Source organism: Mesorhizobium sp. M0633 (assembly GCF_040320645.1).
Lineage (GTDB): Bacteria > Pseudomonadota > Alphaproteobacteria > Rhizobiales > Rhizobiaceae > Mesorhizobium.
In genome coordinates this window covers 104,260-125,661 of record NZ_JAMYQC010000012.1, presented here as the reverse complement: position 1 = coordinate 125,661, position 21,402 = coordinate 104,260, and the positions used below count along the sequence as shown (strand labels likewise).

At 64.1% G+C, this 21,402-nt stretch carries 21 protein-coding genes; 13 read left to right on the top strand and 8 right to left on the bottom strand.

From position 1 onward, the window contains the following. The first annotated feature begins 59 nt into the window (after nt 1-59). From NKI47_RS15440 to NKI47_RS15425, 4 genes are all read left to right on the top strand, one after another. Complete coding sequence (locus NKI47_RS15440) at nt 60-1,613, top strand: alpha/beta fold hydrolase (protein ID WP_352591222.1); 1,554 nt, start codon at nt 60-62, stop codon at nt 1,611-1,613. A 111-nt stretch (nt 1,614-1,724) separates the two neighbouring features. Further along, nucleotides 1,725-2,198: a carboxymuconolactone decarboxylase family protein gene (locus NKI47_RS15435; protein ID WP_352448517.1), complete on the top strand. Its 474-nt coding sequence runs from the start codon at nt 1,725-1,727 to the stop codon at nt 2,196-2,198. Nucleotides 2,199-2,283: 85 nt separating this feature from the next. After that, nucleotides 2,284-2,646 (top strand): nuclear transport factor 2 family protein, encoded by a 363-nt coding sequence (locus NKI47_RS15430; protein WP_023676394.1) that lies wholly within the window; start codon nt 2,284-2,286, stop codon nt 2,644-2,646. Nucleotides 2,647-2,781: 135 nt separating this feature from the next. After that, complete coding sequence (locus NKI47_RS15425; RefSeq protein ID WP_352570235.1) at nt 2,782-2,970, top strand: hypothetical protein; 189 nt, start codon at nt 2,782-2,784, stop codon at nt 2,968-2,970. A gap of 101 nt (nt 2,971-3,071) precedes the next feature. Here the strand turns inward: NKI47_RS15425 and NKI47_RS15420 are convergent, their stop codons facing one another. Both NKI47_RS15420 and NKI47_RS15415 read right to left on the bottom strand, forming a co-directional pair. After that, a complete protein-coding gene (locus tag NKI47_RS15420; protein ID WP_023676393.1) occupies nt 3,072-3,572 on the bottom strand; it encodes an MmcB family DNA repair protein in 501 nt (166 codons plus the stop codon). A gap of 740 nt (nt 3,573-4,312) precedes the next feature. Then, complete coding sequence (locus tag NKI47_RS15415) at nt 4,313-4,612, bottom strand: DUF1330 domain-containing protein (protein WP_352570234.1); 300 nt, start codon at nt 4,610-4,612, stop codon at nt 4,313-4,315. A gap of 149 nt (nt 4,613-4,761) precedes the next feature. Here NKI47_RS15415 and NKI47_RS15410 point away from each other — a divergent pair, with 149 nt between their 5' ends. The 4 genes from NKI47_RS15410 (at nt 4,762) to NKI47_RS15395 (ending at nt 6,457) form a co-directional block, all read left to right on the top strand. Beyond that, nucleotides 4,762-5,088 carry a GYD domain-containing protein gene (locus NKI47_RS15410; RefSeq protein ID WP_352476054.1) on the top strand — a complete coding sequence of 109 codons (327 nt, stop codon included), beginning with the start codon at nt 4,762-4,764 and terminating at the stop codon, nt 5,086-5,088. A gap of 159 nt (nt 5,089-5,247) precedes the next feature. Next, nucleotides 5,248-5,376: a hypothetical protein gene (locus tag NKI47_RS15405; protein WP_023676389.1), complete on the top strand. Its 129-nt coding sequence runs from the start codon at nt 5,248-5,250 to the stop codon at nt 5,374-5,376. Continuing rightward, nucleotides 5,377-5,502, top strand: a complete 126-nt coding sequence (locus NKI47_RS15400; protein WP_023676388.1) for a hypothetical protein — start codon at nt 5,377-5,379, stop codon at nt 5,500-5,502. It begins immediately after the preceding gene. 337 nt (nt 5,503-5,839) lie between these two features. Continuing rightward, nucleotides 5,840-6,457, top strand: coding sequence for a L,D-transpeptidase (locus NKI47_RS15395; protein ID WP_352591300.1), 618 nt, complete (start codon nt 5,840-5,842; stop codon nt 6,455-6,457). 110 nt (nt 6,458-6,567) lie between these two features. On the opposite strand, the gene NKI47_RS15390 is transcribed toward NKI47_RS15395, so the two are convergent. The 3 genes from NKI47_RS15390 to trpS all read right to left on the bottom strand — a co-directional run bounded on the left by NKI47_RS15390 (nt 6,568) and on the right by trpS (nt 8,943). Further along, nucleotides 6,568-7,137, bottom strand: coding sequence for a NifU family protein (locus tag NKI47_RS15390; RefSeq protein WP_023676386.1), 570 nt, complete (start codon nt 7,135-7,137; stop codon nt 6,568-6,570). Between the two features lie 137 nt (nt 7,138-7,274). Further along, on the bottom strand, nt 7,275-7,766 hold the full coding sequence (locus NKI47_RS15385; protein WP_023717912.1) for a universal stress protein: 492 nt from the start codon (nt 7,764-7,766) through the stop codon (nt 7,275-7,277). Nucleotides 7,767-7,860: 94 nt separating this feature from the next. After that, complete coding sequence (gene trpS, locus NKI47_RS15380; protein ID WP_352591217.1) at nt 7,861-8,943, bottom strand: tryptophan--tRNA ligase; 1,083 nt, start codon at nt 8,941-8,943, stop codon at nt 7,861-7,863. Between the two features lie 366 nt (nt 8,944-9,309). Between trpS and NKI47_RS15375 the strand changes: the two genes are divergently transcribed. Together NKI47_RS15375 and NKI47_RS15370 are read left to right on the top strand one after the other, a co-directional pair. After that, the gene (locus NKI47_RS15375) at nt 9,310-9,555 is read left to right on the top strand and encodes a type II toxin-antitoxin system VapB family antitoxin (RefSeq protein WP_023676383.1); all 246 of its coding nucleotides are present in this window, start codon (nt 9,310-9,312) and stop codon (nt 9,553-9,555) included. After that, nucleotides 9,555-9,959 (top strand): type II toxin-antitoxin system VapC family toxin, encoded by a 405-nt coding sequence (locus NKI47_RS15370; protein WP_352591214.1) that lies wholly within the window; start codon nt 9,555-9,557, stop codon nt 9,957-9,959. The genes NKI47_RS15375 and NKI47_RS15370 overlap by 1 nt, the downstream gene beginning before the upstream one ends. Here the strand turns inward: NKI47_RS15370 and murJ are convergent. Together murJ and NKI47_RS15360 are read right to left on the bottom strand one after the other, a co-directional pair. Beyond that, nucleotides 9,934-11,532 (bottom strand): murein biosynthesis integral membrane protein MurJ, encoded by a 1,599-nt coding sequence (gene murJ / locus NKI47_RS15365; RefSeq protein ID WP_352591211.1) that lies wholly within the window; start codon nt 11,530-11,532, stop codon nt 9,934-9,936. The genes NKI47_RS15370 and murJ overlap by 26 nt on opposite strands. A 46-nt stretch (nt 11,533-11,578) precedes the next feature. Next, nucleotides 11,579-14,377, bottom strand: coding sequence for a [protein-PII] uridylyltransferase (locus NKI47_RS15360; RefSeq protein ID WP_352591208.1), 2,799 nt, complete (start codon nt 14,375-14,377; stop codon nt 11,579-11,581). 227 nt (nt 14,378-14,604) lie between these two features. On the opposite strand from NKI47_RS15360, the gene NKI47_RS15355 reads away from it, so the two are divergent. The 3 genes from NKI47_RS15355 (at nt 14,605) to NKI47_RS15345 (ending at nt 18,494) form a co-directional block, all read left to right on the top strand. Further along, nucleotides 14,605-17,109, top strand: a complete 2,505-nt coding sequence (locus NKI47_RS15355) for a heavy metal translocating P-type ATPase (protein WP_352591205.1) — start codon at nt 14,605-14,607, stop codon at nt 17,107-17,109. Between the two features lie 43 nt (nt 17,110-17,152). Continuing rightward, nucleotides 17,153-17,539, top strand: coding sequence for a CopM family metallochaperone (copM, locus tag NKI47_RS15350; protein ID WP_352591202.1), 387 nt, complete (start codon nt 17,153-17,155; stop codon nt 17,537-17,539). 109 nt (nt 17,540-17,648) lie between these two features. Continuing rightward, complete coding sequence (locus NKI47_RS15345; protein ID WP_352591200.1) at nt 17,649-18,494, top strand: aldo/keto reductase; 846 nt, start codon at nt 17,649-17,651, stop codon at nt 18,492-18,494. A 95-nt stretch (nt 18,495-18,589) separates the two neighbouring features. Here the strand turns inward: NKI47_RS15345 and mutS are convergent, their stop codons facing one another. Beyond that, entirely contained in the window at nt 18,590-21,277 is a 2,688-nt protein-coding gene (mutS, locus tag NKI47_RS15340; RefSeq protein ID WP_352591297.1) for a DNA mismatch repair protein MutS, read from the bottom strand. Nucleotides 21,278-21,402 lie beyond the last annotated feature (125 nt).

Genomic DNA, 21,402 nt, shown 5'->3' with positions numbered 1-21,402 from the left:
GCTGCGCGCCTCTGCTATGATCGGCGACAAGAATTCGTCGGGTCGGGCGGACAAACCTCGTGAGGCCGATCGAAACTCGATACGCGCTCAGTGGCGACGTGCGGATCGCCTATCAGGTGGTCGGCCAGGGATCGCTCGATCTCGTCTTCGTGCCGGGTTTCATTTCCAATCTCGACCTGCACTGGGAAGACGAGGGCTACACCCGGCTGTTGAAGCGGCTTTCCGCGTTCTCACGGCTGATCCTGTTCGACAAGCGCGGCACCGGTCTGTCCGATCGCGTCGATGCCCACCATCTGCCCAGCCTCGAAACCCGCATGGACGATGTGCGCGCGGTGATGGATGCGACCGGCAGCGGCCGCGCCGCCTTGCTCGGCGCTTCGGAAGGCGCGCCGATGGCAATGCTGTTCGCCGCCACCTACCCGGAGCGGACGCGGGCGCTGGCGCTTTATGGCGGCTATTCGCATTTCCACAAATGGGTGATGCCGCCGGAACGCCTGGAGGCGTTCATCGCGACGGCGGAGACCGCATGGGGCACCGGCGCCACCCTGCCGCATTTCGCACCCGGCCGCGTCGACGATCCGCGTTTCGCCACATGGTGGGCGCGCTTCGAGCGGCTGTCGGCGAGCCCGACCGCGGCAATCGCCCTGGCCCGCATGAATGCAGCTATCGACGTGCGCGGCGTGCTGGCGGCGATCAGCGCACCGACGCTGCTGGTCCATCGCCGCAACGATGCGCGCGTCGACCCGGAGGCCAGCCGCTTCCTGGCAAGGAAGATCCCGAATTCGCGGCTGGTCGAGGTGCCCGGGCGCGATCACCCGATCTGGACCGGCGATGTCGACCGGGTGGCCGATCTGATCGAGGAGTTCCTGACCGGAGCGCGCGCCGTTGCCGAGGCCGAGCGCGTGCTGGCTGCACTGCTGGTCACCCGGATCTACGACACGGCGCGGCTTGGCGACCGCATGTGGAGCGAGCGCAGCCAGCGTTTTCAGGAAACATGGCGGCTGCTGGTCGGGCGCCATGGCGGCCGCCCGGCCGGCACGAATGGCGAGCTGATGATGGCGCGCTTCGACGGCCCGGCGCGGGCCGTACGCTGTGCGGAGGCGCTGCGCGATGCGGCGCAGGAGATCGGCGTCGCCAGCGCGCAGGGCGTGCATGTCGGCGAGGTCGAGTTGCGTGGGCCGCCGACGGGGTTGACGGCGCGCGTGACGATTCAGCTTGCCGCGCATGCCGGGCGCGGCGACATCCTCGCTTCGCGGCTGGTCGCCGACCTCGCCGCCGGTTCAGGCCTTCATTTCAATGACGCCGGGCGCATCGCGCTTGACGAGCTGGATGAGCCGCTGGCGCTGGTGCAGGCGACCTCGGAACAGCATCTGGAGCCGGCCTGCCGGCCGAAGGCCAAGGCTGCCGAGCCGGCCGCACTGACGGCACGCGAAAGCGAGGTGGTGAACCTCATCGCCGATGGCAAGAGCAATGCCGCGATCGCCGCCGAACTCGGGCTGAGCGAACACACCGTCAAGCGCCACGTAGCCAATATTCTGCTCAAGCTGGACCTGCCGTCGCGGGCGGCGGCGGCGGCGTTCTCGGCCCGGCACGCTGGCCCGCACGGGCCATAGGAGCCATGGCGCTTTCGGGCGAAGCGGCCGGGCATGCGTAAGCGCTATCACTTCGTCCCATGCAGGCCAGGCGGATGTCGCCGGGAAAGGCGCTGCGAAGGGAGGAATAAAATGCTGAAGTCGACACTCAAATCACTGGTGCTGGCGGCAGGCGTTGGCGCGCTGTTGGCGATCGTTCCTGCCAAGGCCGAAGACGCCTCGGCGACGGCTGCCTACAAGGACATCCAGGCAACGCTCGGCTCGGTACCGGACATGTTCAAGACGCTGCCGGACGTCGCCGTTGCCGGCGCCTGGGCCGAGATCAAGGGCGTGCAGCTCAACCCAAACACCGCGCTCGACGGCAAGACCAAGGAATTGATGGGCCTCGCCGTCGCCTCGCAGATCCCCTGCCAGTACTGCATCTATTTCCACACGCAGGCGGCCAAGCTCAATGGCGCCAGCGACGAGGAGATCAAGGAGGCGGTGGCGATGGCGGCGATCGTGCGCCACTGGTCGACGATGCTCAACGGCAGCCAGGTCGATCTCGCCACTTTCAAGAAGCAGTCCGACGAGGTGTTCGCGGCCGTCAAGGCGAAGTCGCAGTGAAGAAGCCACTGCCCGGCGGCGAGCGCCGGGCAGTGCCTGATCAAGCAACCACCCGATCCGAGAAGACGGGCCTATGGAGGAAAAATTGCCGACCAAGACACAGACGATAGACGGCGCTGCGATCAAGAAGGCGATTGAGGGCCGTGATGGAAAATTGCTGGCGAGCTTCTATGCCGACGACGCATTGGTGCGGGTGATCGACCGCAACAACCCGCCGAGCAAGCCGCGCGAAATCCGCGGGCGCGCTGCGATCACCACGTTCTGGGACGACATCTGCAGCCGGGCGATGACCCACAAGGTCGACACCACCATCGCCGACGGCAACAATCTCGCCTTCACCCAGGCCTGCGCCTATCCGGACGGGACCAAGGTGTTCTGCGCGGCGATGCTGGAGCTGAAGAACGGCCTGATCGTGCGGCAGACCGTCGTGCAGGCATGGGACGAGTGAGGCGGCGGCGATGTTCAGTGCCAGGTGGCAGATCGACGCCAAGTTCGGCCACAAGCAGACCGTGCTCGAACTATTAAAGAATGAGAACGCGAGATCGGCTCGCAGGTCGGCCTCGACGACCTCAAGTTCCAGATCATGACCGAATCGAACGGCGCGCGGGAAGCGACGGTCGGGTCACATCACCAGGTCGAAAGCCTCGCCCAATTGGAGGCGTTCTTCGCCAGGATCGCCAAGATCGACGCGCACGCCAAATGGGGCAAGGAGATGGAGCCCTATGTCGTGTCGGGCACCAGCCTGTGGAACATCTACCGCATCGTGGAATAGCAGTCCGGCTTACTCCCTTCTCCCCGTCACTTACGGGGAGAAGGTGGCGGCAGCCGGATGAGGGGCAGCGCGACGTCTATAATTACGGAGAGCGCAAACCTCTATTCGCTCTCGCCGTCCAGCGCGGGCACCGACACGCCGGCAAGCTCCGCCGCCAGCAGCCGCGACGCACCGGCGCGTGCGATCCTCAGCATCAGCGCCTTGCGCGTTGCCGCCGCCATGCGGTGCTCGGGCGCATCGCGCAAAATCTCGGCGCCGTAACCGTCGGAGAGAATGAAGCCGCACTCCTGCGGAAAAATTTCCTGGGGTACGCCGGGATGGGTGGCGAAGAAGAACCGGTCGGAATGCAGCCGGTAGTCCGGCCATTTGCGGTCGACCCTGAAATCCTCGATCGAGGATTTGATCTCGATGATCCAGATGTCGCCCTGGCGGGTCAGCGCAACCAGGTCGGCCCGCCGGCCGGTGGCCAGCGACAGTTCGGGCAAGACATGCGCGCCCATCTGCCTGAGCAGCCGCTGCACGCCGCGCCTGACCAGCATGGCGCGCTCCGACTGGCGGCCGTCGATGAGCGGATTGAGGGGTAGAGGTGAGATGATCGGCATTACCGCACCATGCCAGATTTTGTTCACGGTTTGAACCCGGTCGCGGCGATTATCTGGCTGACAAACCTAATCTGCAAAATACTGTGGAGCGGGCGCTACAAGGCCCGCCCTTCCACAAGGCGGGCCGCTCGCGTTATGAATGCGTTTCCTACTGGTGAGGGGAGCTATGTTTTCGCGAGGCGTCGCGGTTGATCTAATATTCACCGCTGCAGGCCCGATAGTGGTCGCAGCATAATCAAAAAGGTGGCGAAGCATGGTTACTGAGAATGCAAGTTTGACGGTCGAGCAGACTAGGCTCAATAGGATGCTCACGCGGGGCGTCGTATTTTCCGTCATTTGGCTCGCCGGTTTCGGGTCTTCTTATGCACTCTACCAGGGGCTTCTGGCGCGACGGATGATAAAAATGAATCCCGTGCTTCGGGGAAATGGCCGCGCCTGGTGGTGCATCATTGTGGGAGGGCTTGGGGCCGCAGCCTTATGTGCGATAGTTGGCGCCGGCATTTTCAATGCCATGACACAACCCTAGGTCACGCTGCAACACCGCCTGCCGATCTGGTGTTGGGTCATATTGATTTGTAGGTCCCGTCAATGAGTGCTTCCGGCGTCATCCTCCCATCATTGGCCGTCATTTCCCGCCCGCAAGTTTAAAGCTTGCTGATTCATATCAGAATGCTCCTGTCCCGTCGCCGGGCCGCACCAGATATGGCAACTCAGATTTGCCATTGTCATCGACCCGGCCCTCAGCTAATCGGCATCATCCCTTCCAGGGCAATAATTCTCGTCTTTGCGCAGCGTTCGCGGATGGCTTTGAGGCGGCTGTATTCTGGAGAGTCGTACCATGCCAGGAGGGACGCCATGTCCGGGAATTCGACAATGACGAGGCGATGAGGTTCCCAATCGCCCTCCAGAACTTTGGTGGCTCCGCCGCGAGCGATGTACCTCCCCCCATAGCGGGCTTCGGTTGCCGGCACATCCCGGCGGTATTCCTCGAAAACGGCGGCGTCGGTTATGTCTACATCAGCAATGAGATATGCGGCCATTGACCTTACTCCCTGAAAAAAACATTGAAACAGGTCTATTAGCGGCCCCGCAACTAAGCCAGCGGTACTACGCCTCGGAAACGACTCGCGTTCTCCCGGATTGGGGCGCTTAACTGTCTTGGTGGGGGCAGCTCTGGGAGAGACGAACCATGCCGATGTATCTCACGCGATTCAGCTACAGGCCCGAAACCTGGGCGCGCTTGATGGATAATCCCGAGGATAGACGCGAGGCTGCCCGTTCCTACATCGAGTCGGTCGGCGGAAAGCTGCACGGGTTCTGGTATGCCTTCGGAGAGTACGATGGCTGGAACCTATGGGAGGCGCCGGACAACGTGTCGATGGCATCCGTCATGCTCGCCATCGGTGCGGGAGGCGCGCTCAGCTCTTACGAGACCACCGTGCTGCTAAGTGTCGAAGAGACGATGGAAGCCCTTGGGAAAGCCAAGTCGATCCGGTATCGCCCACCGGGATCGTGACCGCCGCCCGCGCTTTGCGGAGTGTCGAAGGCTGGTAACGCTTGCTCGCGAACTGCGCACGTTCCTAAACTTTTGCGCAAAAGAGTCCACTGCGGCTCTTGGCAGCGCCGGCAGCTTGCGCTTTCAATGTCGGCTACGGTGTTTTACGAGGAGCATTAGATGACGGAAGATGACGACCGGAAATCAGCGACGCCGGAGGAAATCCGCCCGGCCATCAGAGGATGGGCGGTGCTTGGGGCAATTATCGTTGCCGTGTTTGGTGCGGCCTACGTCATGATCGATAGTTGAATGGCCGACGGTCCTGGTCGCCCCGATGGACTGCCTGAAACGATCGGCACGGTCCTGGGTGCATTGGTGGTGATCGGCACGTTCGGGCTTCTGGCTTGGACCGTGCTTCGCGGCGTCCTTTATTAAACCCGGCCCGTCTGGACTTTCCCCTGCGGCGGCCGCGTCTCAGGCCGATCTCCTCGCAGCAACGGATGGTCTTGGCCGCAGGCCAGAGCGCCGGGCAGCGGCACCGACATTCACGGTGATGTCCTCGTCTCCTGGTTCTTGTTCTTGGCCCATTGATTTTGCAACATAATCCTGCGGGGGCTGTTGCCGAAATGCCATAGTCGCTGGTTTACCGGCACGCAAGCCCAAGGATATAGGCATCGCCCGCTTGGCAAGCAAAGCAAATGCCAGCATGAATGAAGATGAAAAAAGCGGCCGACTCGAGCCGCTGTTGTTTGGGCAGGCATCGGACCTTTTCATGCGCATGAAGTCACTTGCAATCGTCGCGGCCCTGGCGCTGTCGACGGCTGTCGCCGGTTGCAGCACCATCGGCTCGCAGATCTTCACCAACAACTACGGCGCGGTAACCGACGCCGGCTATCATTTGCCGCGCGTTCCGATCGAAAAGGTGCCGTTCAAATACCGCCGGCAGATCGTCGACTACGACACCAAGGAAAAGCCGGGCACCATCATCGTCGATACGCAGAACAAGTTCCTCTATTTCGTCATGGGCGACGGCGAAGCGATGCGCTACGGCATCGGCGTCGGCCGTGAGGGTTTCGAATGGCACGGCACCGCCCATATCGCGCTGAAGCGCGAATGGCCGACCTGGACACCGCCTTCGCAGATGATCAAGCGCCAGCCGGAGTTGGCCAAGTTTGCCGGTGGCATGGACCCGGGGTTGAAGAACCCGCTCGGCGCGCGCGCCATGTACCTGTTCAACAAGGGCGGCGACATGGGTTATCGCCTGCATGGCAGCCCGGAGTGGAATTCGATCGGCAAGGCGATGTCGTCGGGCTGCATCCGGCTGATGAACCAGGACATTATCGACCTCTACGACCGCACCTCGGTCGGCGCCAAGGTCATTGTGATATAAAACCCTTATACGCGGACCGTCTAGGCAACAACACAGACGTCGCAAACAGAAAACCGGGCACTTTGGCCCGGTTTTTTGTTGTCTATCGACGTTGACGATGGAACGGTGCGTCAGGAGACCTGTTCGACGTGCTGCACTTCCGGCACAAAGTGCCGGAGCAGGTTCTGGATGCCGTGCTTCAGCGTCGCGGTCGACGACGGGCAGCCGGCGCAGGCGCCCTTCATGTGCAGGAACACGGTGCCGTTCTCGAAGCCGCGGAAGGTGATGTCGCCGCCGTCCTGGGCCACCGCCGGGCGCACCCGCGTGTCGAGCAGCTCCTTGATGGTGACGACCAACTCCTCGTCGGCCTTGTCGTAGAATTCGCCGGTCTGGCTGGTCTCGGCGGCGGGGCCGGCCTTGGCCATCACCGGGGCGCCGGACATGAAATGCTCCATGATGGCGCCGAGGATAGCCGGCTTCAGATGCTGCCAGTCGGGGCCGTCCTTGGTCACGGTGATGAAATCATAGCCGAAGAAGACGCCGGTGACGCCGGGGATTTCGAACAGCCGGCCGGCGAGCGGCGAAGCCGTCGCGGCGCTATCGGCATCGCGGAAATCGGCGGTGCCTTCTTGCAGCACTTCCTTGCCGGGCAGAAATTTCAGCGTCGCCGGGTTTGGCGTCGACTCGGTCTGGATGAACATGGCCGTCTCCGTGCCCGTTGGGGCAGCTAGTTTGGAATAATTCTAATTAGGCTTTATCCGCCCGACATTCAAGCGAAAGGCATCGCCGGCGGTAGCGGCAGGCGGAATGTTTTACCCCTGCCTTGAGCGAGGCGCGCTCAGGCGAGGCTGTCGATCTCCTCGTCGGACAGGTTCTGCGGCACCACCGTGACCGGGATGGGAAAGGCGGCGCCCTTGCCGGCGACCGCGCCGACCAGCGGCCCTGGGCCTTCCTTGCCGGCGCCTGCCGCCAGCACCAGGATGGCGATGTCCTGGTCTTCCTCGATCAGCTTGTGGATCTCTTCGGTCGGCTTGCCTTCGCGCACCACCAGTTCCGGCTCGATGCCGAGCTTCTGGCGCACCTTGTTGGCGTAGCTGTCGAGTGCGGCACGCGCCGTGGCGGTCGCCTCCTCGCGCATGATCTTCTCGACGCCCAGCCAGTGCTGAAAATCATCCGGCTCGATGACATAGAGCAGCACCAGTACGCCGCCCGTGCTTTGCGCCCGCTTCGAGGCGTAGGCGACGGCGCGCTCGCATTCGGGCGTATCGTCGATGATCGCCAGGAACTTGCGACGATGACCGGCTTCGCGGCTGAGGCGTTTGGAGACCATATTCACCCTGTTCGATGGTTTCGGTCGCAATCTGCCACCGCCACAGCCCGCCCGCAAGCGACCGGCGGCTGTGGCGATAGGCGCCGCTCTAAGGTCAGCCTTGCAGCAGGCCGATAATGTCGCGCACGGTCTTCATGGTCGCTTCGGCCAATGTGCCGGCGCGCTCGCCGCCATCCCGCAGCACCGCGTCGACATAGGCGCGGTCGCCGGAGATGCGGCGCATCTCGCCGGCGATCGGCGCCAGCTTTTCCACGGCAAGATCGGCCAGCGCCGGCTTGAACACCGAAAACTGCTGGCCGCCGAATTCCTTCAGCACGGCCTCTTTCGAGATTTCGGCGAGGCCGGCATAGATGCCGACGAGGTTTTCCGCTTCCGGCCGGCCGGCAAGGCCGTCCAGTTCGCCGGGCAAAGCCTCCGGGTCGGTCTTGGCCTTACGGATCTTCTTCGAGATGGCATCGGCGTCGTCGGTCAGGTTGATGCGCGACAGGTCCGACGGGTCCGACTTCGACATCTTTTTCGAACCGTCGCGCAGCGACATGATGCGCGCCGCTGGGCCGCCAATGACCGGCTCGGTCAGCGGGAAATAGCCGTTCACCGTCTCCTCGCCGACCTGCATCTCGACGCCGACGCCAAGCGCCGCGATGCGGTCCGAAAAGTCGTTGTTGAATTTCTGCGCGATGTCGCGGGTCAGTTCCAGATGCTGCTTCTGGTCGTCGCCGACCGGCACGTGGGTGGCGCGGTAGACAAGGATGTCGGCGGCCATCAGGGAGGGATAGGCAAGCAGGCCGAGCGAGGCGTTCTCGCGGTCCTTGCCGGCCTTGTCCTTGAACTGCGTCATGCGGTTCATCCAACCGATGCGCGCCACGCAGTTGAAGATCCAGGCAAGCTCGGCGTGCTGCATCACCCGCGACTGGTTGAAGACGATGTGCTTGGTCGGGTCGATGCCGGAGGCGAGAAACGCCGCGGTGATCGAACGCGTCTGGTCCTGAAGATCCTCATAGACGAGCTGCGCGGTCAGCGAATGCAGGTCGACGACGCAATAGATGCAGTCGGAGGTGTCCTGCAGGGCGACAAATTTCTTGATGGCGCCGAGATAATTGCCGAGATGCAGATTGCCGGTCGGCTGGACGCCGGAAAAGACGAGCGGCTTGGGGGCGGGCTGGTTGAGGTCGGTCATAGTGTTTCCCTGGCTTGTGGAGGGCCGTTTCGCGCGCGGCGAAAGTCTTGCGACGGCGCGCTTATGGACGAGAGCGAGGAGGCGATCAAGAGGGGTATTGACTGGGCGCGCAGGCTTTGGCGTCGGCCGAGCAAGACGCCGCAGGAGGCTGTTTGAAGGGGATGACGCCGACCAGAAACAAAAACCCGCCTTGCGGCGGGTTCCTCGGCGCCAATCAGCACCATACGGAAATCAGTAGCATAGCTGCCGGCACAAAGCAAGAACAAAATAGCTCGCCTCGGCAATCGCTTCGATTTGGCTTAGGGCCACATTGACGGACTGATGTAGATAGCTACATAGTATTTGCTACACAGCGGAAGCAAAACAATGACGATCAACATCAACAACAAGGAAGCGGACAGCCTGACGCGGGCTTTTGCCAGGCTTGAGGGTGTCGGGATCACCGAGGCAATCGTGATCGCCATGCGCGAAGCTCTGGAGCGCCGACGCAATCGCGAGACGCCGCTGGAGACGGCGGCACGGCTCCGGGCCGAGTTCGGGATTGAGCTGAGCGAGCAGGCGCGCAAGCCGCTGCCGCGCTCGGTCTACGACGAATTGTCCGGCGAAGACTGATGTTCATCGATGCAGCGGCTATCGTTGCAATACTGAGCAACGAGGCCGAAGCCCAGCGCTGCGCGCAGGCGGTCATGAAGGCGTCGGCTCCGTTCACGTCGGCGATCGCGGTTTGGGAAGCCGCGATGGCGCTTTCGCGATCGGAAAAGCTGGCCGTACCGGTCGCCACAAGCTTCAAGATAGTCAGCCGTTTTCTCGAAGAGCGTGGAATCACCTTGCGGGAGCTTCCGCCTCCCTCTGACGCAGCATCTCTGTCAGTCGAGGCTGCGTCGCGGTTTCGCAACAACACTGGCCGCCTCAACATGGCCGACTGTTTCCACTACGCCTGTGCGCGCTACTACGCCGTTCCGATGCTTTCGACGGCGGACGAATTCCGCTTCAGGGATCTGGAGACTGTTGCTTGACCGGCTGGGATCCCTTGCGCCCGATATTGCGGCGGATCATGCCGAAATCGGCGCCGCCGGTGGCGAAGGCGGTGACGAAGTAAAGCAGCGCCCCGCCGGCGACCAGCGCAAGCAGCGTCACCGCCTTGATCACCAGCGGCGAGCCGGAGGCGAGCCGTGCGGCGAACCAGTGCTCGGCAAAATAGAGCGCCGCGGCCATCGCCGCCGCCGACAGCACCAGCCGCGGGATGCGTTTCATGAGCGGCACGTCGCGGCCCCAATGGCCGCGCCGGATCAGCACGGCGAGCAGCATCGCCGCATTGACCCAGCCGGCGACGGCCGAGGCAACCGCAATGCCGGGCGCGCCCATGGTCGGAAACAGCGTCAGCGCCGTCGTAATGTTAACCGCCACCGAGATGGCGGCAAAAATCATTGGCGTGCGCGTGTCCTCGCGGGCGAAATAGCCTGGGGTGAACGCCTTGATCAGCACGAAGGCCGGCAGGCCGAGGCCGAAGATCGCCAGGATTGCCGCGACCGTCGGCGTCGAATTGTTGGCGGCAAAGGCGCCGCGCTCATAGACCAGCCGCACGATCGGCTCGGACATGACCAGCAGCGCGGCCGCCGCCGGCAAGGTCATGAAAAGGGTAAACTCGACCGAGCGGTTCTGCAGATTGGCGGCCTCGACCAGATTGCCTGATTTCAGCGCCCGCGACAGTTCCGGCAAAAGCACGATGGCGACGGCGACGCCGACGACGCCCAGCGGCAGCTGGTAGACGCGGTCGGCATAGGCCAGCGACGACACCGCGCTGTCCTGCGCCGACGCGATCGCCGTGCCGATCAGCTGGTTGATCTGGGTGATGCCGCCGGTGATCGCCGCCGGCAGCGCCAGGATCAGCAGCCGCTTGACGTTCGGCGTCATCTTCGGCCGCCGGAAGCCGATCGAAATGCCGGCATGGCGCACCGCCGCCCAGACGATCGCCAGCTGCACCAGGCCGGCCGCCAGCACGCCCCAGGCCAAGCCGAAACCAACGGTGCGGGCGTCCGAACCCTTGTACCAGGCATAGGCAAGCACGGCGATAAGGATGACGTTGAGGAACACCGGCGCCACCGCGGCGGCGAAATAGCGGCGCAGCGAATTCAGCATGCCGGCCATCATGGCGCCGAGCGACATGCAGATCAGGTAGGGAAACATGACGGTCGCCAGCGCCACCGTCGTCTCGAATTTTCCCGGCGTGTCGGCAAAGCCCGGCGCCACCAGGTAGCGCACGATCAGCGGCATCGCCAGTTCCATGGCGATGGTCAGCGCCAGAAGCGCCGTGAACAAGACGCCGAACACCTCTTCGGAAAAGCGCTTGGCGCCGTCGGTGCCGTGTGTCTCGATCTCCTTGGCGAACAGCGGCACGAAGGCGGCATTGAAGGCGCCTTCGGCGAACAGCCGGCGAAAGGTGTTGGGAAACTGGAAGGCGGCGTTGAAGGCGTCGGCGATCGGCCCGGTGCCGAGTGCGGCAGCCATCAGCATCTCGCGGCCGAAACCGAGGGCGCGGCTCATCAGCGTGCCGGAAGCGACCGTGGCGAATTTCTTGACAAGGCTCATGCGCTTGAAGACTGCCTGTGCGATTGGGGCAAATGGAAGGTAACAGTCACTCGGCGGCCGTTTTGGTCTTGCCGCGCTCGGACGCCGTGCCCTCGAGCACCGCGATCAGCCTGTTGCGGATGGTCGCCGTACGCGACGGGCTGTCGATCTTCTGGCCGGTGAGATCGGTGACGTAGAACGTGTCGATGACTTTTTCGCCGAAGGTGGTGATGTGGGCCGAGGCGATGTCGAGCGACAGGTCCGACAACATGCCGGTGATCTCCGACAGAAGGCCCGGCCTGTCCAGCCCCTCGACCTCGATCACCGAGAAACGGTTCGACAGCGTGTTGCGGATCTCGGCGCGTGGCGGAATACGGAAAACCTTGGCGCCGCGCCGCGGCTTGGTCCGCTTCTCGATCATTTCGGGCAGCCAGCTCTTGCCCGACAGCACGTCCTCGATCAGCCGGCCGACGCGCTCGGCACGGCGGCGCTCGTCCTCGTCGAGGTCGAACTCCCTCGAGATCAGGATGGTGTCGAGCGCCCGACCATCCGAGGTGGTGAAGATCTGCGCGTCTACGATGTTGCCGCCGGCCGCGGCACAGGCGCCGGCAATCACCGAGAGCAGGCGCGGATGGTCCTGCGCCAGCACCGTGATCTCGGTCACCGCCTCGAACTGGTGGGTTTTCACCATGGTGGCGAGCTTCTTGCCGGCGTGATCGGCCTCGCGGATGAATTCGGCATGGCGGAGCTGGTCGGGAAGATCGACCGCCAGCAGATAGTTCTCGTAGTGCTGGCCGACATAACGCTTGCGGGCCTTTTCCGGCCAGTCGGCAAGCGCCTCGGCCAGTTGTTCGCGCGCCGCCGCCGTCCGTTTGGCGCGCGACACCTCCGAAAACCCGCCGGTCAACAAAAGCTCGGTCTCGTAATAGAGCGTACGCAGCAGCTGGCCCTTCCAGCCGTTCCAGACCCCAGGCCCGACGCCGCGGATATCGCAGACGGTAAGCACAAGCAGCATCTTCAGCCGTTCGACCGACTGCACGATGGCGGCAAAATCCTCGATCGTCTTGCGGTCGTTGAGATCGCGGGTCTGCGCCGTCATCGACATGACGAGGTGGTTCTCGACCAGCCAGGCGACCGTTTCGGTGTCGGCCGGCGAGAGCCCCATATGCGGGCAGATGCGCCGGGCGATCCTGGCGCCGGCTTGCGAATGGTCCTCCGGCCTGCCCTTGGCGATGTCGTGCAGCAGCACGGCGACATAGAGCGCCTCGCGGCTCTTCTTCAGCCCCGGCATCAGCGAGTGGGCGAGTGGATGGATCTTTTCCCCGTCGCCGCGCTCGATCTCGGCCAGCACCCCGATGCAGCGGATGAGGTGCTCGTCCACCGTGTAGTGGTGGTACATCGAGAACTGCATCATGGCGACGATCTTGCCGAAATCCGGGATCAGCTTTGCCAGCAGTCCGGCCTCGTTCATGCGCCGCAGATTGAGCTCGGCATTGCGGTCCGAGGTCAAGATATCGAGGAACAGCCGGTTGGCCTCCTCGTCGCGCCTGAGCGCCTTGCCGACGAGGCCGAGCGAACGGGTCAAAAGCTTCAGCGCATCGGGGTGGAATTCCAGGCCATGCTTGTCGGCAAACCAGAACAGCCTGAGCAGGTTAACCGGATCGCGCTCGAACACCTCGTCGTCGGCAATGTTGATGCGGTGGTTGTCGACGATGAAATCGGCCGTGCCGGCGAGCTTGCGCTTGCGCCGCGAGAAGGTGAGGAAGATGCGGTTGAAGCCCGGCACATGCTTGGCTTGCTCCTCCTCGAGCGCGGCGCAGAAAATGCGGGTTAGGTCGCCGACATCCTTGGCGACGAGGAAGTAGTGCTTCATGAAGCGTTCGACCGCCGACAGGCCGGGATGGGTGGTGTAGCCCAGCCGCTCGGCAATGTCGCGCTGGATGTCGAAATGCAGCCGCTCCTCGGCCTTGCCGGTGAGGAAATGCATGTGGCAGCGCACCGCCCATAGGAAATCCTCGGCCTTCTGGAATTCCCTGTATTCGGCGTCGGTGAAGACGCCCTTGTCGACCAGTTCCTCGCCGGTGCGCACGCGGTAGAAATATTTGGCGATCCAGAACAGCGTCTGCAGGTCGCGCAGGCCGCCCTTGCCGTCCTTGACGTTGGGTTCGACCAGGTAACGGCTCTCGCCGGCCTTGGCGTGGCGCTCGTCGCGTTCGGCGAGCTTGGCCTGGACATATTCGGGGCCGGTGGTGCGCACCACCTCGTGGTCGAAGCGCTGCAAAAGCTCGTCGTAGAGTTTTTGCTCGCCCCACAGGAAGCGCGCCTCCAGGATCGAGGTGCGGATGGTGATGTCGGTGCGCGACAGCCTGAGGCACTCGTCGATGTTGCGGGTGGCGTGGCCGACCTTCAGCCCCAGGTCCCACAGCATGTAGAGCATGTATTCGACGATCTGCTCGCCCCATGGCGTCTGCTTGTAGGGCAGCAGGAACAGCAGGTCGATGTCAGACCCGGGCGCCAGCGTGCCACGGCCATAGCCGCCGACGGCCACGACCGCCATGCGCTCGGCCGATGACGGGTTTTTGACGCGATAGACATGGGTGGCGGCGAAGTCGTAGAGCGCGCGGATGATCTCATCCATCAGATGCGACAGCCGGGCGGCGCAGGCGGTACCGCTGCCATCGTCCATCAGCATGCGTTCGGCGACCGTGCGGCCGTCGGCGAGCCGGCTTTTGAGAAGCTTGAGAACGCCGCTGCGCGCGGCCTTGCCGGAGCCGTCGCCTGCCGTCGCCTCGGTCAGTTCGGTCATCTCGCGGCGCAAGGCTTCGCCGTCGATCAGTTCCTCGAGCTTCAGGGATATTCTTGCCATAAATGCCGTTCGGCCTCGCCGTTTCGGCGGCGTCTATAGCGCGTTTTCGCGGCGCTGGGTATGGGGCGGACGGACGCGTTCTCCGCAGCCGTGGAACGGGACGATCGTCTCATGCCCGCGGCCGGTGCAGTTTGGGCCTGGCCACGAAAAATCGAAATCAGCCCTTGACCTTCCAGTTACTGGAAGCACTACCTCCGCCGCAACACCGAACTACAGGGGCTTTCGGCATGACGCATTCCGATCACCATCATCACGCCCATGGCAGCTGCTGCTCGGCAAAAGGCGTCTCCTCTGCTGCGGACGCCGTCGTCCGCGATCCGGTCTGCGGCATGACCGTCGATCCGGCTGCCGGCAAGCCAACGGCCGAGCATGACGGCCATCGCTATCATTTCTGCAGCGAGAGCTGCCGCGCGAAATTCGTCGCCGAGCCGGAAAAATACCTGACCGCAACCGATCCCGTCTGCGGCATGAGCGTCGATCGCGCCACGGCCAAGCACTTTTTGCGGCACGAGGGCCGGGGCTTCTATTTCTGCTCGGCCGGCTGCAAGGCGAAGTTCGAAGCCGGGCCGGCAAAATATCTCGGCGACAGGCCGGCGCCGCAGCCGATGCCCAAGGGCACGCAATACACCTGCCCGATGCATCCGGAAATCATCCGCGACAAGCCCGGCTCCTGCCCGATCTGCGGCATGGCGCTCGAACCGATGGGCGTGCCGACCGGCGACGAGGGACCTAACCCCGAACTGGTCGACTTCACCAGGCGCTTTTGGGTGAGCGCGGTGCTGTCCGTGCCGTTGCTGCTCATCGCCATGGCGCCGATGCTCGGCCTGACGTTTCAGGCCTTCATCGACGACCGCGCGAAGGTCTGGCTGGAGCTGGCGCTGGCCAGCCCGGTGGTGCTGTGGGCGGCATTCCCGTTCTTCCATCGCGGCTGGAACTCGGTCCTCAACCGCAGCCCCAATATGTGGACGCTGATTTCGCTCGGCGTCGGTGCCGCCTATCTCTACAGCGTCGTCGCCACGCTGTTTCCAGGCCTCTTTCCGCACCAGTTCCGCGGCCATGACGGCACCGTGCCGGTCTATTTCGAGGCGGCGGCGGTGATCGTCGCGCTGGTGTTCCTTGGCCAGGTGCTGGAATTGCGCGCCCGCGAGAAAACCGGCTCGGCGATCCGCGCGCTGCTCGACCTGGCGCCGAAGACGGCGCGGCAGATCGGCGCGGACGGTTCCGAAAACGACGTGCCGCTCGAAACCGTCAAGGCCGGCGACCGCCTGCGCATCCGCCCCGGTGACGCCGTGCCGGTCGACGGCATTGTGCTCGAAGGGCGCTCGTCCATCGACGAATCGATGATCACAGGCGAGCCGCTGCCGGTCGAAAAGACCGAAGGCGACAACCTCACCGGCGGCACGCTCAACAAGAACGGTTCGCTGATCATGCGCGCCGAAAAGATCGGCGCCGAGACGACGCTGGCGCGCATCGTCGAGCTGGTCGCCAAGGCGCAGCGTTCACGCGCGCCGATCCAGGGGTTGGCCGACCGCGTCTCGTTCTACTTCGTCCCGGCCGTCGTTCTGATTGCCATCATTGCGTTTGTCGCCTGGGCGATCGTCGGACCGGAACCCAGCCTGGTGTTTGCCATCGTCTCGGCGGTCTCGGTGCTGATCATCGCCTGCCCCTGTGCGCTCGGCCTTGCCACGCCAATGTCGATCATGACCGCCACCGGGCGCGGCGCGCATGCCGGCGTGCTGATCAAGGAAGCGGCGGCGCTCGAGCGCTTTGCCTCGGTCGATACGCTGATCGTCGACAAGACGGGAACGCTGACCGAAGGCCGGCCCAAACTGACCGACGTCATCGCGGTCGAAGGCATGGCACAGGACGAGCTGCTGGCGCTCGCCGCCGGTCTCGAAAAAGGCTCGGAGCATCCGCTGGCCGAGGCGATCGTCGAAGGCGCCCGCGAACGCGGCGTGAAGGTCCCCGACGCCGGCGGTTTCGAGGCCGTCACCGGCAAGGGCGTTTCCGGCACGGTCTCGGGGCAGAAGGTAGCGCTCGGCAATGCCGCGATGATGGTCGATCTCGGCATCGAGACGGCTTCGGTCCTGGCCAGCGCCGAGGCGCTGCAGGCCGATGGCAAGACCGTGATGTTCGTCGCTGTCGCAGGCAAGCTCGCCGGTCTCGTCGCCGTTGCCGACCCGATCAAGGCGACCACCGCCGAGGCGATCAAGGCGCTGCATGACAGCGGGCTGAAGATCGTCATGGCGACGGGCGACAATGAGCGCACCGCCAAGGCCATCGCAGCCAAGCTCGGCATCGACGAGGTGCGTGCCGGGCTTTTGCCCGAGCAGAAGGGTGCGCTGGTCGAGGAATTGCGTGCAAACGGCGCCGGCGTCGCCATGGCCGGCGACGGCGTCAACGATGCGCCAGCGCTGGCCGCCGCCGATGTCGGCATCGCCATGGGCACAGGCGCCGATGTTGCGGTCGAAAGTGCGGGAATTACGCTGGTCAAGGGCGATCTCAACGGCATCGTCAGGGCGAGGACGCTGGCCCGCGCGACGATCCGCAACATCCGCCAGAACCTGTTTTTCGCTTTCCTCTACAATGTGCTTGGTGTGCCGGTTGCTGCCGGCGTGCTTTATCCGCTCACCGGCACGCTGCTGTCGCCGATGATTGCGGCGGCGGCGATGAGCCTGTCTTCGGTTTCGGTGATCGCCAACGCATTGCGGCTCAGGACGTTGAAACTCTGAGTAAAACTTCCAGATAGACCCTGTTCAAAAAAGGAGACGACGAATGACGTTGGCCAAGAAGATCGTGCTGCTGATGATGGCGGCGGGAATGCTGCTTGCTGTTTTCCTCGAAAGCGTTCCGGCACAAGCCGAGGAGATGAAGCACGACATGGGCGCAATGGGCGCGCAGAGCCCCTCGACCGAGGGCTACAAGGCGGTGATGGACAAGATGCATACCGACATGATGGCAATCGAATATTCCGGCAATGCCGATGTCGATTTCGCCCGCGGCATGATCCCGCATCACCAGGCGGCCATCGACATGGCCAAGATCGAGCTCGCCAATGGCAAGGACCCGGAAATCCGCAAGCTGGCGGAAGCAGTGATCGCCGCGCAGCAAGCCGAGATCAAGCAGATGCAGGACTGGCTCACCGCCCATCCGGTGAAGTAGGCGTCACGCTGTCGGGGAATCGGGGCGAGAGGCTTCACCTGGATTTCTGCTTCACCTGGATTTGCCTTGGCGGCTATGGTGCTATCCGGGCCTCGGACTGGAGCATGCCATGCCATCGACGATAAGAACGACCACCCTGCCCTGCGGCGAAGCTGTGCCGGTGCTCGGCCAGGGCACCTGGAAGATGGGCGAAGACGGCCGCCGCCGTGGCGACGAGGCCAATGCCCTGAAGCTCGGGCTGGATCTCGGCATGACGCTGATCGACACCGCCGAAATGTATGCCAGCGGTGGTGCCGAGGAGGTGGTGGCGGAGGCCATCGCCGGGCGCCGCGACGAGGTCTTCCTGGTCTCCAAGGTGCTGCCGTCCAATGCCTCACGCGCCGGCGTGAAACGGGCCTGCGAGAACAGCCTGAGGCATCTCGCCACCGACCGCATTGATCTCTATCTCTTGCATTGGCCGGGCAGCGTGCCTTTGATGGAAACGGTAGAGGCGTTCGAAGCGTTGAAGGCGGCCGGCAAGATCCGCCATTGGGGCGTCAGCAATTTCGATACCGGCGAGATGGAGGAGCTGGTCCGGTTGCCGGCCGGCGGCAACGTCCAGACCAACCAGGTGCTCTACAATCTGTCGCAGCGCGGCGTCGAGTTCGACCTCGCCCCGTGGAGCCGGCAACGCGGCATGCCGCTGATGGCCTATTCGCCGGTCGATCAGGGGGTATTGGCGCGCAACGCCAGGTTAGATGCTATCGCCGCCCGCCACGGTGCGACGCCGGCGCAGATCGCACTTGCATGGGTGATGGCGCAGGAGGGGGTGATCGCCATTCCGAAGGCCAGCCGCCCGGAGCATGTCCGGCAGAATGTCGCGGCGTTGGAGATCGAGCTCACGAGCGAAGATTTCGCCGAAATTGACCGCGCCTTCCCACCGCCGAGGCGGAAGTCGGGCCTGGCGATGATTTGAGGGGTGGGGCGGAAGGCAAGCCAAAGCAGCGTTCCGTCACACCCCCTCTGTCCGGCAGGACAGAGGGGGTGCCGTAGAGCGCTATCCGATGAGCACTACTTCCCAGCCATCCCCTTCAGCCGGTACAACGCCTCCAGTGCTTCCCTTGGTGTCATCTCGTCGGGATTGATCTCCGCTAGCGCCAAACCCAGCCCATAACTCATCGGCTTCGACGCCTCCCGCTTCGCTGCCACGGAAAACAGCGGCAGGTCGTCGACCAGACGGTTGGCCTTGCCCGAGACCTCGCCTGCTTCAAGCTGGTGCAGCACTTCCTTGGCCCGGCCGACGACCGCTTCCGGCAGGCCGGCCAGCCGCGCCACCTGGACGCCGTAGGAACGGTCGGCCGCACCCTTGCCGACCTCGTGCAGGAAGACCACGTCGCCCTCCCATTCCTTGACCCGCATGGTGACGTTGGAGAGCCGCGGCAGTTTTCCGGCCAGCGCCGTCATCTCGTGGAAATGCGTGGCGAAGATCGCCCGGCAGCGGTTTTTCTCGTGCAAATATTCGACCGCCGCCCAGGCGATCGACAGCCCGTCGAAAGTGGCGGTGCCGCGGCCGATCTCGTCGAGGATGACCAGTGCGCGCTCGCCTGCCTGGTTGAGGATCGCCGCCGTCTCTACCATCTCGACCATGAAGGTCGAGCGGCCGCGCGCCAGATCGTCGGAGGCGCCGACCCGCGAAAACAGCCGGTCGACGACGCCGATATGGGCTGATGCCGCCGGCACGAAGGAGCCGGTCTGGGCAAGGATGGCGATCAGCGCGTTTTGCCTGAGGAAGGTCGATTTGCCGCCCATATTGGGGCCGGTCAGCAGCCAGATCGCGCCGGCCTTGGCATCGCCTTGCGGCGACAGATCGCAATCATTGGCGACGAACGGGCCTTCGCCGGAACGCCGCAGCGCCTGTTCGACCACCGGATGACGTCCACCCGAAATCTCGAAGGCAAGGCTCGCATCGACCAGCGGCCGGCACCAGGCCTCGCTCTCGGAAAGCAAGGCAAGTGCGGCCGAAACGTCGAGCACGGCGAGCGCTTCGGCGCCGGCACGGATCGTGTCGGCCTGGCCGACCACTTCCGCCGTCAGCGCCTCGAAAGCGGCAAGCTCGATCGCCAGCGCCCGGTCGGCGGCGTTGGCGATCTTGGTTTCCAGTTCGGCGAGTTCGGTGGTGGTGAAGCGCATGGCGTTGGCCATGGTCTGGCGATGGATGAAGCGCGCCTTGGCGCCGTCGCTGCCGGTCATCAGCGCATGGTGGTTAGCGGTGACTTCGATATAATAGCCGAGCACATTGTTGTGCCTGATCTTCAGTGAGCGGATGCCGGTCTCGTCGATCAGCGAACGCTCCAGCCCGGCGATCACCTTTCGCGACTCGTCGCGCAGTGCCCGCATCTCGTCGAGTTCGGCGTGGTAGCCGCCGCGGACAAAGCCGCCGTCGCGCTTCAGCAAAGGCAGCTCGTCGCTGAGCGCCTGTGCCAGATGCGTCGCCAGATCACTGGGCAGTGCCTTGATAGCTCCCAACGCCGCGGTCAGTTCGGCCGGCAATGCGGTTTGGCCGAACAGTTCGGCGATGGCGCCGGCCGCTTCGAAACCGGCGCGCAGCGCGCCGAGGTCGCGCGGGCCGCCGCGGTTGAGCGCCAGCCTGGACAGCGCCCGCGGCATGTCGGCGACGCTCTTCAGGCTTGCCCGCACCGCCTGGCAAAGGCGCGTCTCGGAGCGGAAGAACGACACCGAGTCCAGCCTTGCAGCGATTGCCGCCGGGTCGGTCAGCGGCGCCATCAAGCGGTCGGCGAGCAGCCTTGCGCCGCCACCGGTCACCGTGCGGTCGATCGCCTTGAACAGCGACCCGTCGCGGCTCCCGGACAGCGTGCGCAGCAGCTCCAGATTGGCGCGCGTCGCCGGGTCGATGAACAGCGTCGAACCCTGCTCCTCGCGTTCCGGCCGCGACAGCGGTGGCCGTTCGGCCTTCTGCGTCTTCTCGACATAGGCGATGACGCCTGAGATCGCCGACAGTTCGGCGCGCGAAAACGCGCCGAAACTATCCGGCGTTGCCACGTCGAAGAAGCGGGCGATGCGGCCGGCGGCCGAAGCCGAATCGAACAGCGACGGCGGCTGCGGGCTGGCGACGCGGCCGAGCACGTCGAAGACCGGTTTCAGCTCCCGGTCGTAAAACACCGGTTCGGCGACGATCAGCTCGCGCGGATCGACGCGGAAGACATCGGCGAGCAGCCGGTCGGCGGTTGTCTCGGCGACGCGGAAGACACCGGTCGAGATCTCGATCCAGGCTAGGGCGAAACTTCCTTGGTTCCCTGTCGCGCTGCCGCGCTCCCCGCCTCTTGTATCGCTGCTGCCGCCCTTGACCCGTCCCAGCGCCATCAGAAAACTCGATTCCGACGGCGCCAGCAATTTGTCTTCGGTGATGGTGCCGGGCGTTACAAGCCGCACCACGTCGCGGCGCACCACCGATTTGCCGCCGCGCTTCCTGGCCTCCGCCGGATCCTCGATCTGCTCGCAGACAGCGACGCGGAACCCCTGGCCGATCAGCTTCTGCAGATAATCGTCGGCGGCATGCACCGGTACGCCGCACATCGGGATGTCGAGCCCCTGGTGCTTGCCGCGCTTGGTCAGCACGATGCCGAGTGCCCGGCTCGCCTTCTCGGCATCGTCGAAGAACAGCTCGTAGAAATCGCCCATGCGGTAGAACAGCAGCGAATCCGGGTTCGCCGCCTTGATCTCGATATACTGCTCCATCATCGGCGTCGCCGGCGCGAAGGCTGGCGTGGCGTTGTCGCTTCGAATGGGCGTCTCGTCGTTCAAGAAGCTGCTTCCAAAATTTTCCAAGCCATGCTTGGCGGTTTACAGCGGCGAAGTGTAGCCTT

Bases quoted from the DNA above. Each gene is read 5' to 3' on its own strand.
- NKI47_RS15435 (WP_352448517.1), top strand. From the start codon at position 1,725: ATGCTGAAGTCGACACTCAAATCACTGGTGCTGGCGGCAGGCGTTGGC.
- NKI47_RS15425 (WP_352570235.1), top strand. From the start codon at position 2,782: ATGACCGAATCGAACGGCGCGCGGGAAGCGACGGTCGGGTCACATCAC.
- NKI47_RS15420 (WP_023676393.1), bottom strand. From the start codon at position 3,572: ATGCCGATCATCTCACCTCTACCCCTCAATCCGCTCATCGACGGCCGC.
- NKI47_RS15415 (WP_352570234.1), bottom strand. From the start codon at position 4,612: ATGGCCGCATATCTCATTGCTGATGTAGACATAACCGACGCCGCCGTT.
- NKI47_RS15410 (WP_352476054.1), top strand. From the start codon at position 4,762: ATGCCGATGTATCTCACGCGATTCAGCTACAGGCCCGAAACCTGGGCG.
- NKI47_RS15405 (WP_023676389.1), top strand. From the start codon at position 5,248: ATGACGGAAGATGACGACCGGAAATCAGCGACGCCGGAGGAAATCCGC.
- NKI47_RS15400 (WP_023676388.1), top strand. From the start codon at position 5,377: ATGGCCGACGGTCCTGGTCGCCCCGATGGACTGCCTGAAACGATCGGC.
- NKI47_RS15395 (WP_352591300.1), top strand. From the start codon at position 5,840: ATGCGCATGAAGTCACTTGCAATCGTCGCGGCCCTGGCGCTGTCGACG.
- NKI47_RS15390 (WP_023676386.1), bottom strand. From the start codon at position 7,137: ATGTTCATCCAGACCGAGTCGACGCCAAACCCGGCGACGCTGAAATTT.
- NKI47_RS15385 (WP_023717912.1), bottom strand. From the start codon at position 7,766: ATGGTCTCCAAACGCCTCAGCCGCGAAGCCGGTCATCGTCGCAAGTTC.
- trpS (WP_352591217.1), bottom strand. From the start codon at position 8,943: ATGACCGACCTCAACCAGCCCGCCCCCAAGCCGCTCGTCTTTTCCGGC.
- NKI47_RS15375 (WP_023676383.1), top strand. From the start codon at position 9,310: ATGACGATCAACATCAACAACAAGGAAGCGGACAGCCTGACGCGGGCT.
- NKI47_RS15370 (WP_352591214.1), top strand. From the start codon at position 9,555: ATGTTCATCGATGCAGCGGCTATCGTTGCAATACTGAGCAACGAGGCC.
- murJ (WP_352591211.1), bottom strand. From the start codon at position 11,532: ATGAGCCTTGTCAAGAAATTCGCCACGGTCGCTTCCGGCACGCTGATG.
- NKI47_RS15360 (WP_352591208.1), bottom strand. From the start codon at position 14,377: ATGGCAAGAATATCCCTGAAGCTCGAGGAACTGATCGACGGCGAAGCC.
- NKI47_RS15355 (WP_352591205.1), top strand. From the start codon at position 14,605: ATGACGCATTCCGATCACCATCATCACGCCCATGGCAGCTGCTGCTCG.
- copM (WP_352591202.1), top strand. From the start codon at position 17,153: ATGACGTTGGCCAAGAAGATCGTGCTGCTGATGATGGCGGCGGGAATG.
- NKI47_RS15345 (WP_352591200.1), top strand. From the start codon at position 17,649: ATGCCATCGACGATAAGAACGACCACCCTGCCCTGCGGCGAAGCTGTG.
- mutS (WP_352591297.1), bottom strand. From the start codon at position 21,277: ATGATGGAGCAGTATATCGAGATCAAGGCGGCGAACCCGGATTCGCTG.